Source organism: Holophagaceae bacterium (genome assembly GCA_016720465.1).
Classification (GTDB): Bacteria; Acidobacteriota; Holophagae; order Holophagales; family Holophagaceae; genus JANXPB01.
On the sequence record JADKKO010000004.1, the window covers coordinates 1175158 to 1189991 of the forward strand.

15 protein-coding genes are annotated in these 14834 nt (G+C 63.8%); 14 read left to right on the top strand and 1 reads right to left on the bottom strand.

The features are described 5' to 3' along the window. The first annotated feature begins 221 nt into the window (after positions 1-221). The 14 genes from IPQ13_12590 (at position 222) to speB (ending at position 14489) form a co-directional block, all read left to right on the top strand. The gene (locus IPQ13_12590; protein ID MBL0211727.1) at positions 222-2039 is read left to right on the top strand and encodes a hypothetical protein; all 1818 of its coding nucleotides are present in this window, start codon (positions 222-224) and stop codon (positions 2037-2039) included. Beyond that, a complete protein-coding gene (locus IPQ13_12595; protein ID MBL0211728.1) occupies positions 2005-2766 on the top strand; it encodes a YwiC-like family protein in 762 nt (253 codons plus the stop codon). Before IPQ13_12590 ends, IPQ13_12595 begins: the two co-directional genes overlap by 35 nt. 76 nt (positions 2767-2842) lie before the next feature. Further along, positions 2843-3292: an Rrf2 family transcriptional regulator gene (locus tag IPQ13_12600; GenBank protein ID MBL0211729.1), complete on the top strand. Its 450-nt coding sequence runs from the start codon at positions 2843-2845 to the stop codon at positions 3290-3292. A gap of 71 nt (positions 3293-3363) precedes the next feature. Beyond that, positions 3364-4482, top strand: a complete 1119-nt coding sequence (locus IPQ13_12605; GenBank protein MBL0211730.1) for an MFS transporter — start codon at positions 3364-3366, stop codon at positions 4480-4482. Continuing rightward, positions 4479-6740 carry a molybdopterin oxidoreductase family protein gene (locus IPQ13_12610; GenBank protein ID MBL0211731.1) on the top strand — a complete coding sequence of 754 codons (2262 nt, stop codon included), beginning with the start codon at positions 4479-4481 and terminating at the stop codon, positions 6738-6740. Before IPQ13_12605 ends, IPQ13_12610 begins: the two co-directional genes overlap by 4 nt. Then, entirely contained in the window at positions 6740-7321 is a 582-nt protein-coding gene (locus IPQ13_12615) for a 4Fe-4S binding protein (GenBank protein MBL0211732.1), read from the top strand. Before IPQ13_12610 ends, IPQ13_12615 begins: the two co-directional genes overlap by 1 nt. Beyond that, positions 7321-7875 (top strand): Rieske (2Fe-2S) protein, encoded by a 555-nt coding sequence (locus tag IPQ13_12620; GenBank protein MBL0211733.1) that lies wholly within the window; start codon positions 7321-7323, stop codon positions 7873-7875. The genes IPQ13_12615 and IPQ13_12620 overlap by 1 nt, the downstream gene beginning before the upstream one ends. After that, entirely contained in the window at positions 7872-8081 is a 210-nt protein-coding gene (locus IPQ13_12625; GenBank protein ID MBL0211734.1) for a hypothetical protein, read from the top strand. The genes IPQ13_12620 and IPQ13_12625 overlap by 4 nt, the downstream gene beginning before the upstream one ends. Positions 8082-8265: 184 nt before the next feature. After that, entirely contained in the window at positions 8266-9756 is a 1491-nt protein-coding gene (locus IPQ13_12630; protein MBL0211735.1) for an MFS transporter, read from the top strand. A 15-nt stretch (positions 9757-9771) separates the two neighbouring features. After that, on the top strand, positions 9772-11304 hold the full coding sequence (locus tag IPQ13_12635) for a NarK/NasA family nitrate transporter (GenBank protein ID MBL0211736.1): 1533 nt from the start codon (positions 9772-9774) through the stop codon (positions 11302-11304). 100 nt (positions 11305-11404) lie between these two features. Further along, complete coding sequence (locus IPQ13_12640) at positions 11405-12625, top strand: alginate export family protein (protein ID MBL0211737.1); 1221 nt, start codon at positions 11405-11407, stop codon at positions 12623-12625. Between the two features lie 40 nt (positions 12626-12665). Then, positions 12666-13010, top strand: a complete 345-nt coding sequence (locus tag IPQ13_12645; GenBank protein MBL0211738.1) for a carboxymuconolactone decarboxylase family protein — start codon at positions 12666-12668, stop codon at positions 13008-13010. Continuing rightward, entirely contained in the window at positions 13000-13593 is a 594-nt protein-coding gene (locus IPQ13_12650; GenBank protein ID MBL0211739.1) for a nucleotidyltransferase family protein, read from the top strand. Before IPQ13_12645 ends, IPQ13_12650 begins: the two co-directional genes overlap by 11 nt. Then, on the top strand, positions 13575-14489 hold the full coding sequence (gene speB / locus IPQ13_12655; GenBank protein ID MBL0211740.1) for an agmatinase: 915 nt from the start codon (positions 13575-13577) through the stop codon (positions 14487-14489). The genes IPQ13_12650 and speB overlap by 19 nt, the downstream gene beginning before the upstream one ends. Positions 14490-14498: 9 nt before the next feature. Here speB and IPQ13_12660 read toward each other — a convergent pair whose 3' ends face one another. Next, on the bottom strand, positions 14499-14774 hold the full coding sequence (locus tag IPQ13_12660) for an integration host factor subunit beta (protein MBL0211741.1): 276 nt from the start codon (positions 14772-14774) through the stop codon (positions 14499-14501). Between the last annotated feature and the right edge of the window lie 60 nt (positions 14775-14834).

The following is a 14834-nucleotide window of genomic DNA, read 5'->3' on the forward strand; positions in this document are numbered from 1 at the left end:
TTTCCGCGTCCTTCCAGCATCCAATATCCGGATCGGGAATGCCAGGGCTGTGAGGTTCGTCACCTTAACGCCAGACGGTATTGACTTAGCACCTGGACCACCGCACAAGTAAGAAGCGAGTGCTAGAGATGATTGGAAATATTAGGATCCTGCACCATGAATCCCCCGCCTTTGTCTGCCAAAAGCGAGGGCCGACGATTGAATAACCGTGCGAGCTAGCCATGCGTGTTGATCCCCATGCCTTGTTCCTAGGCCCCCAGGGCCAGAACGCCGAATTCCTGGAGCGGCTGCTGCTGGACGCCGTGCGGGACCATGTCCATTGGAGGCGGGGATTCTTCCCGGACGATCCTGACGCGGTGGATCCGTTCCGCCAGCTCAAGCCGGATTTCGTGGTCACCCAGGCGGGTGTGGAAGCTTCCCTGCGGCGCCTGCTCGGCCGTCTGAAGGGCTCGGTGCCCAGCCATTCGCCGAGATACCTGGGCCACATGATGGCGGACACTCTGATTCCGGCCCAGGTGGGCTATCTCGCCGCCATGCTCTACAACCCGAACAATGTGGCCAGCGAGGGCAGTCCCGTCACCAGCGCCTTGGAGCGGGAGGTGGCCCGGGACCTGGCGGAGTTGATGGGGTTCGATCCAGACCGCGCCTGGGGGCATCTCTGCTCCGGCGGCACGGTTGCGAACATTGAAGCCCTCTGGATTTTGCGGAACCTCGCCCTGGCCCCCCTGCGGCTGCCCCGCGGAAAGCCGGCCGGTGATTGGAAGGACGCGGCCGGCCGCTCGCTCAGCGTGAGGATGCCGGACCAGCTCCTCGGCCGCCTGCGCACCGAGACCCTGATGGCGCTCCATCGCACCCTTCCGCCCAATCCCTGCACCGTGAGGCGGGGCGGGGCGTTCCGTGTGCTCGTGCCCGCCACGGCGCACTACTCCTGGAACAAGGCCGCCAACCTGCTGGGCCTGGGCGAGGATCAGTTGCTGCCGGTGCCGGTGGATTCATCCTTGCGCCTGGATCTGGCAGCCCTCGAACAAATGCTGGAAAAGCTCGCCAGGGACAACCATCCGGTCCTGGCGGTCGTGGGGATCGTGGGCACTACGGAAGGCGGCGGCGTGGATCCTGTGGACGGCCTTCTCGAACTCCGGGAGCGCTTCGCGAAAACGCATGGACGCTGGTTCTTCGTCCATCTGGACGCGGCCTACGGTGGCTACGCCCGGGCCATGTTCCGCCGCGGGGACGGTTCCTTCCGCGAGGTCGGCGACAAGAATCTTGTGTGCCCGGTGCGCAAGGAGGTCCATGCCGCCTTCCAGGCCATGTCCCGCGCCGAATCCATCACCATCGATCCCCACAAACTGGGGTTCATCCCCTATCCCGCCGGAGCCCTGGTGCTGCGCGAAGGGGATATGCGCACCCTCACCACCCAGCACGCGGCTTACATCAATCCCGGCGAAGAAGACCATCTGGGAAGCTACATCCTGGAGGGCAGCAAGCCTGGGGCCGCCGCGAGCGCCGTTTGGCTGGCCCACCGCACCGTGCCGCTGAACGAGAAGGGCTACGGGGCGATTCTGAGCGAATCCTTCCGCTCCGCCCGGGGGTTGGCGGAACTGCTCGACGGAAGGCTGTTCGGTGACTATGCCTGCCATGTGTTCGACTCGCCGGATCTCGACGTGCTGCTCTATGCCTTCGCCCCGCGGAGGGCCAACACGCTGCACCGGGTGAACGCGCTGAATGAAGAAGTGCTCGCCCGGTTCCGGACCGACCGGGCTGGAGATTTTTCCCTGGCCTCCACGCAGCTCAGCCACCGGATCCACGGCCATGCGCCGCTGCCTTTCCTGGCCCGGCTGGGGATTCCCGCCAAGGAATGGCGCAGCCAGTCGCACCTGCTGGTGCTGCGCAGCGTGATGATGACGCCGTTTGTGGCTGACGCCCGCACCAAAGCCTTCTATCGTCAGGAACTGCTACGGGCTTTGGAATCCCTCCTCGGGCCCAGCGAGATGCCTCAACCCGCCTATGAAGACCACCAGACCGCGCCTGCTGCCATCTGAACACGGCTCTTGGGCATTCCTGTTCCTGCCCACAGTTTCGGCCCTGGCGCTGCGGCCGAGCCTGCCTGGGCTGGGGCTGTTCCTGGTGGGTCTGGCCGGATTCCTGGGCCGAGTCCCCTTGCGGCGGATGGTTCGCGGCCGGATGGCCTCAGCCTTCGATCGGAATTGGATGGGGATCTACACCCTCCTGGCCGCGGCCGGGCTTGGCCTGGCCATCCGCGGGCCGTGGCCTGGAGGCCTTGCGGTGCTTCTGCCGGCCCTGCCGCTGGGAGCCTGGCTGCTTTGGGTGGATCTGAACGGCGGCGCGCGGAGCCTGGCGGCGGAATGGGTTTCCATCGCGCTGCCCGCCCTGCTGGGCGCCGCAATGATCCGCGTGGGGGGCGGGCCTTGGTCGTTGGCGGGCGCCTTGGGGGTGGGGAGTTTCCTGAGCCTTGCCGCGCCCGTCGCCTATCTCCGGGCCCGCCTCGCCCTGCGGCGTGGGGGAAAATCCTCCCTGGGCGCAGCGCTCCTGGTCCACACGGCCGCAGGCCTTGTGGCGCTGGCCATGCAGCTGGCCTTGGATCTGCGCTGGCTTTGGCCCCTGTGGATGGGGATGCTCCTGTTGAGGGTCCTGCTGGAACCGAAGCTAGAGCTGGCCGTGCAGGATGCGAAAGCGCTCGGGCTGCGCGAGTCGCTGGTCTGCACCATCAGCGCCTTCGCCCTGGTGCTTTCTCTGAAAGGGCTGTGAAGCCTCCTGGGCTCCAGTATTCTGGGAAAAATTTAAATAAAGTTGTGTATATTTATTACGGATGACAAGGACTGAAATGCTTTTCAACGTCGCCAGCGGATACGCCCTGCAAGCCCTCGCGCACATGCCCGAGGATGGTTCCTACATGATGGCGAAGGATCTCTCTGAGCAATTGAAACTCCCGCCGCCCTACCTCGCGAAGATTCTCCAACGGCTCGCCCGCGCCGAAATCCTGGAATCCGTGAGGGGCCCGAAAGGTGGTTTCCGGCTCGCGCGGGCTTCCCACCACATCACGGTGGGGGAGGTGCTTGTGGCCATGGAAGGACCGGGCTCCCTGGATGCCTGCATCATGGGCTTCCCGGCCTGCGACTGCGACAATCCATGCCCCATGCACGATGCCTGGTCCGCGGTGAAAGCCCAGGTGGAATCCTCCATGACCTCGAACACCCTGAGGGACCTGCAGCTCACCAAGATGCGGCGGACCCACCTGCAATCACCCCAGGCCCTGCGCCGCGGACGGGGCTGATGCGATTCCGGTGCATTTAGGAATGCGGGTTCTGTTGGATTAAACTCTTCCTGGGATTTCGGAGACCGCTGATGCCTTTCTTCTCCTCCCTTGATCTGGAACCCCGGCCGCTCCTCCGCGCTGCGTTGACCACTCTGCTTTTGTGCGGGGGTATCGCCCTGGGGAGCCGTGGCGGAAGGTGGCTGGATCCAGCTTTGCTGGGCTACTTGCTGGCTTCGGTGTTCGCGTGCTTCGGCGTCGCCTACCGCTACTGGACCTGGGTGGAGCGGCCCGCCACCTGGATGTATTTCCGGGACCTGCTGAAGATGCTGGCCAGCCCGAAGGCGCTCGTCCTGATGCCAAAAATGGGCCTGCTGGCCCTCGACCAGATCTTTCTCCAGCGCTTCATCGGGCAGCGGTCCATCAAGCGCTGGGGAGCGCACGCGCTGATCGCCTGGGGCTGCCTGCTCGCCTTTGCGGTGACCTTTCCGCTGGTCTTCGGATGGATCAGGTTCACCTCCGAAGGGTTCAACCAGGATCGCTATCAGGCCTGGCTCTTCGGCTTTGCCACCGGCAGTTTTCCGGTCCACAGTTTTGCCGGCTTCTTGGCCTTCCATGTGCTGGATCTCGCGGCGCTGATGGTGATCGCCGGATGCGTGCTGGCCTTCATCCGCCGAGGCCAGGACGAGGGCGACATCGCCACCCAGCGTTTTGATCTGGACATCCTGCCCCTCCTGGTCCTCCTTTCCGTATCGATCACCGGAATCCTGCTCACCGTGTCCGAAAAGGCGCTGCAGGGACGCAATTTCGGAACGCTCGCCTACCTGCATGAATTGACGGTCATCCTCATGCTGCTGAGCCTTCCCTTCGGCAAGCTCTTCCACATCGTGCAGCGGCCCGCCCAGCTGGGCGTGACCTTCTACAAGGCTTCAGGCGAAGCTGAAGGACGGCTGGCCTGCAAGGCCTGCGGAATTCCTTTCATCCGGGCCAACCAGCGCAGGGATCTCGAAGTTCTTTTCAGCAAGCTGGGCCTCGAATCGGCCAGGCATTCGGAGAGCGTGCACCACCTTGATCTTTGTCCGAAGTGCAAGCGCCGGCTTCTGGCGAAAGCCCAGGGCGCGAGGCTCGGCGGGGCTTTCGACCCCTTCTCCGAGATACCTCTGTCCGTGGAACCGATTCCCGACCTGCAGACCTTCCGGAGCCAGCCATGAGCACAACGCCCAAATCCCTGGCGGAACTTCGGGACGTCTATGGCCCCCACCTAAACCTGGCGCCCCCGGGAGGCTGGGACGCGGATCTCGAGCCGGACAAGCTCGTGAAGACCCATTGCTGCTTCTGCGGCCAGCAGTGCGGTATCCAGCTCAAGGTGAAGGACAACCGCGTGGTCGGATTCGAGCCTTGGACGGAGTTCCCCTTCAACGAAGGCAAGCTCTGCCCGAAGGGCGTCAAGCGCTACCTCCAAGGCAACCACCCGGACCGCCTGACCTCGGCGCTTGTGCGCACAGAGCATGGCTTCGCCGAAGTGGATTGGGAAGCGGCCATGGCGCACACGGTCAACGAGATCGAACGCATCCAAACCCAGTACGGCAAGGACGCCTTCGCGGTGCTCTCGGGCGTCTCCCTCACCAACGAGAAGAGCTACCTGGCCGGGAAGTTCGCGCGGCTGGGCCTCGGGACGAAAAATCTCGACTACAACGGCCGCCTTTGCATGGTGAGCGCCGGGGTGGGCAACAAGAAGGCCTTTGGCGTGGATCGCGCCGCCAACTCCTGGGCTGACATTGTGGGAGCGGATGTCATCTGGGTGACCGGCGCCAACGTAGCTGAATGCGCCCCCATCACCACGGACTACATCTGGCGGGCTCGGGACCGCGGGGCGAAGCTGATCGTTGTGGATCCGCGCATCACCCCGCTGGCCCGCACCGCGGATCTCGTGTTGCCCCTGAAACCCGGCAGCGACTGCGCGCTGACCAATGGCGTGCTGCACCTGTTGCACAAATGGGATCTCATCGACTGGGACTTCGTGAAGGCCCACACCACTGGCTTCGAGCAGGCTTTGGAGGAAGTGAAGGACTGCACGCCGGAATGGACCTCCGGGCTGACGGGCCTGCCCGTGGCGGCGATCGAGAAGGCCGCGCGGATGTGGGGCGAGGCCGAGACGAGCTTCCTGCTGCACGCCCGCGGCATCGAGCACCAGAGCAAGGGGGTGGAGAATGTGCTCGGTTGCATCAACATGGTCCTGGCCACCGGCCGCATCGGGAAGCCCAACTGCGGCTACGCGACCATCACGGGCCAGGGCAACGGGCAGGGCGGGCGCGAGCACGGCCACAAGTGCGACCAGCTGCCCGGCAATCGCGATATCGAAAACCCCGAGCACCGGAAATACATCTGCGAGGTCTGGAACTGCACCGACGAGGAACTGCCCGGAAAAGGCCTCACCGCCCAGGAGATCATGAACGCCATCCATACAGGCGAGATCAAGGGCCTGCTCAGCCTTTGTTTCAATCCGCTGGTGAGCCTTCCAGACACTGAGTTCACCCGAGCTGCGCTTAGCAGGCTCGAGTTCTACGTGAACCTGGATTTCTTTCTGAGCGAAACGGCGCAGCATGCCGACGTGGTGCTGCCTGCGGCATTGCACGAGGAAGACGAGGGCACCACCACATCGGCGGAAGGCCGCGTGATCCGGATCAACAAGGCTGTGGAGCCGCCGGGAGATGCCCGTGCCGACTGGAAGATCCTTGTCGAGATCGCTCAGCGCTTGGGTAAAGAAAAGTGGTTCGGCCACTTCACAAGCCCGGAAGCCATCTTCAACGAATTGAGAGTGGCATCCAAAGGCGGCACCGCGGATTATTTCGGCATCACCTACGAGAAGATCGAGAAGAACCTGGGCGTGTTCTGGCCCTGTCCAGAACTCGATCATCCGGGCACGCCGCGCCTTTTTGAAGGCGGGAAATTCTTCCACCCGGATGGCAAGGCCAAGTTCATTCCGACCCGCTGGCGGCCGCCCATGGAGGTGGTGGATGCCGAGTATCCCATTTGGCTGACCACAGGCCGGGTGGTTTTCCACTACCTCAGCGGAACCCAGACCCGGCGCATCGGCTTCCTGGTGGAACAGTGCCCGCATCCATACTTGGAAATCCACCCGCGGCTCGCAGCGCTGCATGGCATCGAAGAGGGTGACGCCGTGGAGATCACCTCCCGGCGCGGCGCCCTGGTACTTCCGGCCAAAGTGGTGAAATCCATCCGCCCCGACACGGTCTTCATCCCATACCACTGGCCCGGCGAACTCAGCGCCAACCGCCTCACCGCCAGGCACCTGGATCCCTTGAGCAAGATCCCCGAGTACAAGGTGAGTTCAGTCCGCATCGCCAAGACCACCAAGGACCGCTTCCCCGCCGAGCTGGCGGAGCTTCAGCGCATGGCCTTTGAGGCCCGGACCGATCAGGCGAACCTTCCTGAGCAGGTGTTTTGATGGTTTCGGACGAATACGGCTTTTTCATCGATCCCCAGCGCTGCATCGGCTGCCGGGCCTGCGTGGGCGCCTGCGCGGAGTGCGGCACCCACAAGGGGCGGCCGATGATCCACCTGGATGAGATGGACCGCATGGAATCGCCGCAGACGGTGCCTACGGTATGCATGCACTGCGAAGATCCCATCTGCGCCCAGGTCTGTCCGGCGGACGCCATCAAGCGGACCGATGACGGCGTGGTGCACAGTTCCCAGAAGCCCCGCTGCATCGGGTGCGAGAATTGCGAGCTGAGCTGTCCTTTCGGTGTGCCGATCGTCTTCAGCGGCATGGAGCAGATGCTCAAGTGCGACCTCTGCTACGACCGCACCAGCGAAGGCCTGAAACCCATGTGCGCCACCGTGTGCCCCAGCCAGGCCCTGCTCTACGTGCCCAAGCACCAGGTTGCCGAGATGCGCCGGTCCAAGCCTGTGCGCGAGTTCCTCGTCGGTACGCTGAAGGTGAAGACACGAACCGCGGTGATGGTGCCTGATTCCGAGATCCCCCTCCACTTGGACGCCGCGTTGCTGATTGAAGGAGGCTTCTGATGGCCCATTGGAAGGATGCTTTTCCTGTGGATATCGCTGGAGAATCCCGGCACTCCAGGCGGGAGTTCGCCCGGTTCCTGGCCCTGGTCTCCACCGGCTTCACCGCTGGAATCGGCTACCTGTGGGCCCGCCGGAAGCCCCTGGAGGGAGCGCCCAGCGGGGAGGGCGGCACCGCCGTGGCCGTCTGCCTGGATGCGGAGCTGCAACCAGGGCAGAGCAGGCTCTTTGCCTTTCGGGATGACCAGGACAAGTGCATCCTCGTGCGGACTTTGAAGGGCGAATTGAAATCCTACCGTCAGGTGTGTACCCACCTCGGATGCGCGGTGCGCTGGGATGGCGCGCGCCTGGAATGCCCCTGCCACCTAGGGTTCTTCGAAGTGGAGCAGGGTTTTCCGGTGCAGGGGCCTCCGACCCGGCCGCTCGGCGGGATCGCCCTCGAGATCCGCAAGGACGGGATGATCTGGGCCGTGGGCGATGTCTCGAAACCCAACGCCCCTGGGCACATGGCAGCAAAATGTCCTGGAGAAGCACGCAACCGGGAGGTGATCGCATGAAAAAGGCCAATCGCTCCCAAATGACCGGCGCGGCGCTGGGATTCGGCCTCCTGACGCTCGTGATCCAGCTCTACCTGTTCGAAACGGTGCTGGGTTCGGTGCTGGACGGGGAGCGCTCGCTGCTGGCGGGAGCCTTCTTCGTCTCCTTGGTCCTCAGCGCAGTGGCGTTGTTCCTGGCCTTCAAGGCGCCGCGCCTGGATCGTTGATGATCTTTCGTGAATTCCGTCACACCTTCTTCAAAATTCCTTGCGGAGGCTCTGTCTATGGCACTAGGGTTATTTAGGATCATATGATCCTTTAATTAATCAACGCTCCGAACCGAGGGTTTTCCGGAAGCCACCGATGCCCGGAAGCCCAGTGGAGCTAGCCAGATCCCGCGGAGGCACAACCATGGACCAGAAGGCCAAGTCCCTCTCGGCGCTCACCATGAGCACCCTCGCTTTCACGCTCTGCTTCGCGGTCTGGACGCTGAACGGCGTGTTGGTGACCTTCCTGGTGGAGAACGGCGTCTTCCGCTGGGATCAGGCCCAGATCGGCTGGCTCATCGGCATCCCGGTCCTGACCGGGTCCCTGATGCGCCTGCCCGTGGGGTTGCTCACGGATAAATTCGGCGGCCGGAAGGTCTACACCATTCTGCTGCTCCTATCCGCGATCCCCATGTACCTGCTGGGCAGCGTGAATTCCTATGCAGGGTTTGTCTGGGCCTCGCTCGGCTTTGGGCTCAGCGGCGCGGCCTTCGCCGTGGGCATCGCCTTCACATCGGTCTGGTTCAGCAAGGAACGGCAGGGCACGGCGCTCGGGATCTTCGGCGCGGGCAACGCCGGCAGCGCCATTACGAGCATGGGCGCGCCTTGGCTTCTGAAAAAACTCACCCTGGCGGGCATCAACATCGAAGGATGGCGCACCGCACCGAAAATATACGCCGCGGCCTTGGTGGTGATGGCGGTCCTCTTTTTCATCTTCACCTCCGAGAAAAAGACCGAGCATGCCGCGGACAGGAGCCTGGCCCAGATGCTCGCTCCCCTGAAGTACGTGCGGGTTTGGCGATTCGGGCTCTACTATTTTCTGGTCTTCGGCTGCTTCGTGGCCCTGGCCCAGTGGTTGATCCCCTATTACGTGAGCGTCTACGGCATGAGCCTGGCCATGGCCGGTCTGTTGGCCGCCTGCTTCAGCCTCCCCTCGGGCCTCATCCGCGCGTTCGGGGGCTGGCTCTCCGATAGGTTCGGCGCCCGGACGGTGATGTACTGGACCTTCGGCGTCAGCCTTTTCACCTGCGCGGCGCTGATGGTGCCCCGCATGAGCATCGACTCCCCGGGCCCCGCGGTGCTGGCTGTGGCCGGCGGGGAAGTGAAATCGGTCGAGAAGGGGATGATCCAGGTTGGAGATTTGAACTACGCCTACAAGGTGAAAGCCCAAGGCACCGGCTCCACCGATGACCGCGTGATGGTGTTTCCCAGATCGGAATTCTGGCAGGAACCTGTCGTGGCGGCGGGCGAGAAGGTGAAAAAGAAGCAGGTCCTCGCCAAGGGTTCCACGCATGTGTTCTTCCAGGCCAATGTCTGGATCTTCACCTTCCTCGTGTTCATGGTCGGCATCACCTGGGGCGTGGGGAAAGCGGCGGTCTACAAGTACATTCCTGACTATTTCCCCACCGAGGTCGGCGTGGTGGGCGGCATCGTGGGCGTCATCGGCGGGCTGGGCGGCTTCGCCGGGCCGATCCTGTTCGGATACATGCTGAAAGCCACGGGCCTTTGGACCACCATGTGGATGGTGCTGTCGCTGCTGTCGCTCGTCTGCCTCGCATGGCTCCATTTCGTCGTCCGCCGCATCAACCACGAAGAAGCGCCTGGACTCGTCCACCTCATCGACCACGCCAACTGAAGGGGCGCATACACCATGGCCAAGCTGACCAATTGGAACCCTGAAGATCCCAAGGCCTGGGAGCAAGGCACCTCGAAGACGGCTTGGCGCAACTTGGCCATCAGCGTGCCCAGCCTGCTCTGCGCCTTCGCGGTGTGGATGTTCTGGAGCGTATTGACCGTGCGAATGAAGGAGGCCGGCTTTCCTTTCACGCCCGCCCAGCTCTTCACCCTGATCTCCATTGCCGGGCTGAGCGGGGCGACCCTGCGCATCCCCAGCTCTTTCCTGGTGTCCTTGGCCGGGGGCCGGAATACCATCGCGCTCACCACGGCGCTGCTGATCATCCCGGCCCTGGGCGCAGGCATCGCGCTTCAGGACAAGACCACCAGCTTCTCGACCTTCGCGGTGATGGCGGCTCTCTCGGGCATCGGCGGCGGCAACTTCGCCTCGTCCATGTCCAACATCAACGGGTTCTTCCCCAAGCGGCTGGCGGGTCTTGCCCTGGGCCTGAACGCGGGAGTGGGCAACCTCGGCGTGAGCATCATGCAATTCCTGGTGCCCGCTGTCATGGGCGCGGCCATGTTCGGCTCGCTTGCGGGCGCGCCGCACCTCGTGGCCGCCACGGGCAAGCAGATGTGGGTGCAGAACGGCGCCTTTGTGTGGGTGCCCGTCCTGGCGGTATTGGCGGTGTCGGCTTGGTTCCTCATGGACAACCGGGAAGGCCAGGACAGCGAGCCGCTGGGCCTTGCCCTGCTGAAGATCCTGGGTCTGCACCTCATCGGCTTCGCGGCCACGGCCGTGGGTGTGCTGCTGCTCCTCAACTTCAAGATGGGCCTCCTCTCGCAGATGGGCGTGCTGGTGCTCACCATCGTGGTATGCCTGGGGCTCATGAAGCTGTTGCCTGGAAAGATCAAGACCGGGCTCGACGCCCAATTCCTGATCTTCCCGAACAAACACACCTGGGTCATGACCGTGCTCTATCTGATGACCTTCGGCAGCTTCATCGGGTTCAGTTCAGCCTTGCCCCTGCTCATCAAAGAGGTCTTCGGGAAGTTTCCCATCGGCACCATCAATCCCAATTCGCCGAATCCGCTGGCCTACGCCTTCCTCGGACCGTTGGTGGGCAGCCTCGTGCGGCCCATCGGCGGCATGCTTTCGGACAAGTTCAAAGGCAGCCGTGTGACCCAGTGGTCCACGGTGTTGATGATCATCGGCGCGCTGGGCGTGGCGCACTACGTGAAGCTGGCCCAGGGCTCCATGACGCCTGAGGCCCATTTCGCGCCCTTTCTCGGGCTCTTCCTCTTGCTCTTCGTGGCCACGGGGCTGGGCAACGGCTCTACGTTCCAGATGGTCCCCTTCATCTTCGAACCCAAGCTCGCGGGGCCTGTCCTGGGATGGACTTCCGCAGCCGCGGCCTACGGTTCCTTCATCATTCCCGCGGTGTTCAAGACCCAGGTCGCCGCCGGGAAGGTGGAATACGCGCTCTACGGTTTCGCCGCTTTCTATGCGGTCTGTCTGGTCCTGAACTGGTGGTACTACTCCCGGAAAAACGCCGAAGTAAAGTGCTGATATCAGTCCCAAGTCTCAAGTCCCAAGTCCCAAGTTCCAAGTCCCAAGTCCCAGGTCCCAAGTCCCAAGTCTGGAGGTCCGGAGGGACCGAGGAGAATCCATGCCCCGAACCACGAATCACGTCATCCTGGGCCTCGCCCTGACGGCTACGGCATCAAGCCTGCTGGCCGCGGACGAGTCCAGCCCCATCAAGGCCCTCGCCAGCGGCAAAGCCAGCCTTGAGCTGCGGACCCGCTACGAGCATGTGGACGACGCGGCCGCGCTCAAGACCGCCGACACCCTCACCAACCGGCTGGCGCTGGCCTGGCGGTCCGGCAGCTGGCGGGGCATCTCCGCGTTCGCCCAGTTCGAGAACATTTCCACCCTCGCGGAACCGCGCTACTTCGTGCCCCAGACCGGGTATGGGCGCAGCGTGCGCGCGGTGGTGGCGGATCCGCCTTTGAGCCAGCTCAACCAGTTCTATGTGGAATGGAAGGGGCTGCGCGTGGGACGCCAGGCCATCAACCTGGACAACCAGCGGTTCGTGGGATCCGTGGCCTGGCGGCAGAACGACCAGACCTTCACCGGCGCCACGTTCACCAACAAGTCCTGGATCCCCCGCACCGAATTCACGATCGGCCATCTCACCCAAGTGCAGAACATCTTCGGCCAGACCAAGCCCATCACCGCTGCGTTGGTCAACCTGCATGTCGCCTTCGTTCCCCAGGGGCATTTCCGGGCCTTCCACTATGCTTTCGATGAAGGAGACCAATCGCTCCGGAATTTGGCGGGCTTGGTCACCAAGGACACCTCCTTCGCGCACACGGGTGCAAGGCTGGATGGGGAGGCTTGGAACGTGCTCTACGATGCCTCCTTCTCCACCCAGAAGAAATACAGGGACGCCACAGACAGCGGCACCCTGGATGCGAAATACCGTTTCCTCGGCCTGGGCTACCGGATCGCGAAGGAACATACGGTCATGCTCGTGGAAGAGCGCCTGGACGCTGCCTTCAAGACCCCCTACGCGACCCTCCATGCCTGGAACGGATGGGCGGACCGCTTCCTGGCGACGCCCGCCGCGGGGCTGGTGGACCGCTATGGGCAATACCGGGGAAAGGCCGGCGCCTGGTCTTTCGAGGCTTCGCACCACGCCTTTTCGGCAGAGCAGGGTGGCGCGGCCTACGGCCGGGAAACGGATGTGCTGGTCGGGTATAAACCCAAGCCGTGGCTGACCCTGCTTCTCAAAGCAGCGGATTACCGGGCGGATGCCGGGACGCCAACCCTGGGCGCCGCAAACAAGAATTTGAAGAAGCTTTGGTTCCAGACCCTGCTGACCTTCTGATCCTGCGAGAATGTTCCCGGATTCCATCCCGAGGTCCGCCATGCCTAAGCAGAGCCAGCTTCCCAAACCCCCCTCGGCTTACTCCGAGTTCATCGCCCGCTTCCCCAAGCTGGGCCAGGCTTGGGATCTCCTGGCGGAAGGCGGGAAGGAAGGCCCGCTGGACGAGCGGACCGCGCGGCTGGTGAAACTGGCCATCGCCATCGGCGCGCAGAAAGAGGGCGCGGTCCATGCCTCCGTGCGCAAGGCCCTGGCCATCGGCATCACCCGGGAAGAGCTGGACCAGGTGGTGGCGCTATCGGCCGGCACGTTGGGCTTGCCTTCGGCCGTGGCGGCCCACACTTGGGTCAAGGAGACCAAGGCGGGAGGGAAGGGCCATGGCGATTGAAGAACCCCTTGGCATGCTGCTGCTGACCGGCGGCCAAGGGCGGCGTCTGGGCGGACCCAAGCATGGGCGGCCCCATCCCTCCGGCGGCACCTGGGGCGGCCATCTGGTCCGGGTGTTCCGCGAAGTGGCCCCGCGGGGCCCGGTGCAGATCCTGGGCGATCCCTTGCCGGATATCGGCGACCTAGCTGGCACGGGAATCGCTGTGGTGCCGGATCCCCGCCAGGGTCCGGCGGTCGCGCTTTCCGCCTGGGCCCGCTCGGAACCGCCTCCGACCATCCGCTGGTGGGTGGTGCCCTGCGATCAGGTGGCCTGGACAGCGGTGGATCTTCTGGCCTGGTACTCGCTGGCCGGAGATGCGGATCCCAAGGGCCGGGGCTGGGTGATGGTCCGGGAAGGCGAGCGGGAGCAGCCCCTCGGAGGCTTCATGGGCTCCATGCTGATCCCCTCGGTGGCTTCCTTCGAGGAAAGCCGTGTGCGGGATCTGGTGGCGCGGCTGCCCCGTTGCATCGTCAACAGCGCAGCGTACCGAGGGCTGGATGTGGACTTGCCTGCTGACCTGGAAGCGTGGACGAAGCTACGCTGAATGATCCGAGGCCAGCCATGCACAGCAGTGAATCCCCCCGCCATGAATTCGTGTCGCCCTATTTCCTGGGCTCCTGCGACCCGGCCGAGGCGGACATCGTGTTGTTCGGCGTGTGCTGGGATGGCACGTCTTCCTTCAAAGCGGGCAGCCGGTTCGCGGGTTTCGCGGTGCGGGAGGCCTCCTTCGGCATGGAGGAGTTCAGCTTCTACCAGGACGCGTCGCTCCTCGACATCAAGTACGCCGATTACGGCGATCTGTTCCTGCCGCCGGGCCAGAAGGCCAGGGTCCTGGAGGACATCGGCACCGCTGTGCGGGAGATCCGCGCCAAAGGGCAGTTCCCCATCGCCTTCGGAGGCGAGCATCTGCTGGCGTATCCGCTCATCATGGCGGCCTTCGGGGATCACCCGGATCTTGCTGTGGTCCATTTCGACGCCCATGCGGACCTGCGGCCGGACCTGTGGGGGGATGAGTTCACCCATGCCACGATCCTGGGGCGCGTGGCCGAGAAGATCGGCTTCCAGAATCTCTTCCAGTTCGGCATCCGCAGCGGCTCCCGGGAGGAGTGGGAACTCGCGCAAAAGCACGGCACCCTGCATCCTTTCACGAAAGAGGAGATCGCCAAGGTGCTGGATTCCCTGGGCGACCGCCCCATCTACCTGACCTGCGACATGGACGTGCTCGACCCGAGCATCTATCCAGGCACCGGCACGCCGGAACCCGGCGGCATCGACTACGCCACCTTCATCGGCGGCTTGAAGCAGATCAAAGGACGGCGCCTGGTGGGCATGGACTGTCTGGAACTGGCGCCCCACTACGACCCCAGCGGTGTCAGCGCCATCACCATGGCCAAGACCCTCAGGGAAATGATCATCCTGGCGAGTTGGCGGAAGCGCTGAGGGGAGTCCCTACTCGACTTCGATGGCCCTCAAGTCCTTGCCCGGCTTGAAGCGGATGCTCTTGCCCTTGGGAATGGCGACGCTGTCCCCGGTCTTGATGTTGCGGCCCATGCCGCGTTTGCGGGGCCGGGGCTCGAACACGCCGAAGCCGCGGATCTCGATGCGGTCGCCGTCCAGCAGGGCCTGCTTCATGCGCTCAGTCAGCAGATCCACGGCCTGGAGTGCGGTGGCCCGGGAGCAGGGATGCGCCTGCATCAGCGCGTTGGCAATGTCGAGCTTGATCATTGAAACCTCGGTGCGGGACCCCCGGAACTGCCGAGGGCGCGCGTGGAATGAAGGGAAGTC

Bases quoted from the DNA above. Each gene is read 5' to 3' on its own strand.
- IPQ13_12600 (MBL0211729.1), top strand. From the start codon at position 2,843: ATGCTTTTCAACGTCGCCAGCGGATACGCCCTGCAAGCCCTCGCGCAC.
- IPQ13_12615 (MBL0211732.1), top strand. From the start codon at position 6,740: ATGGTTTCGGACGAATACGGCTTTTTCATCGATCCCCAGCGCTGCATC.
- IPQ13_12635 (MBL0211736.1), top strand. From the start codon at position 9,772: ATGGCCAAGCTGACCAATTGGAACCCTGAAGATCCCAAGGCCTGGGAG.
- IPQ13_12610 (MBL0211731.1), top strand. From the start codon at position 4,479: ATGAGCACAACGCCCAAATCCCTGGCGGAACTTCGGGACGTCTATGGC.
- IPQ13_12625 (MBL0211734.1), top strand. From the start codon at position 7,872: ATGAAAAAGGCCAATCGCTCCCAAATGACCGGCGCGGCGCTGGGATTC.
- IPQ13_12640 (MBL0211737.1), top strand. From the start codon at position 11,405: ATGCCCCGAACCACGAATCACGTCATCCTGGGCCTCGCCCTGACGGCT.
- IPQ13_12645 (MBL0211738.1), top strand. From the start codon at position 12,666: ATGCCTAAGCAGAGCCAGCTTCCCAAACCCCCCTCGGCTTACTCCGAG.
- IPQ13_12620 (MBL0211733.1), top strand. From the start codon at position 7,321: ATGGCCCATTGGAAGGATGCTTTTCCTGTGGATATCGCTGGAGAATCC.
- IPQ13_12595 (MBL0211728.1), top strand. From the start codon at position 2,005: ATGAAGACCACCAGACCGCGCCTGCTGCCATCTGAACACGGCTCTTGG.
- IPQ13_12605 (MBL0211730.1), top strand. From the start codon at position 3,364: ATGCCTTTCTTCTCCTCCCTTGATCTGGAACCCCGGCCGCTCCTCCGC.
- IPQ13_12660 (MBL0211741.1), bottom strand. From the start codon at position 14,774: ATGATCAAGCTCGACATTGCCAACGCGCTGATGCAGGCGCATCCCTGC.
- IPQ13_12650 (MBL0211739.1), top strand. From the start codon at position 13,000: ATGGCGATTGAAGAACCCCTTGGCATGCTGCTGCTGACCGGCGGCCAA.
- IPQ13_12590 (MBL0211727.1), top strand. From the start codon at position 222: ATGCGTGTTGATCCCCATGCCTTGTTCCTAGGCCCCCAGGGCCAGAAC.
- IPQ13_12630 (MBL0211735.1), top strand. From the start codon at position 8,266: ATGGACCAGAAGGCCAAGTCCCTCTCGGCGCTCACCATGAGCACCCTC.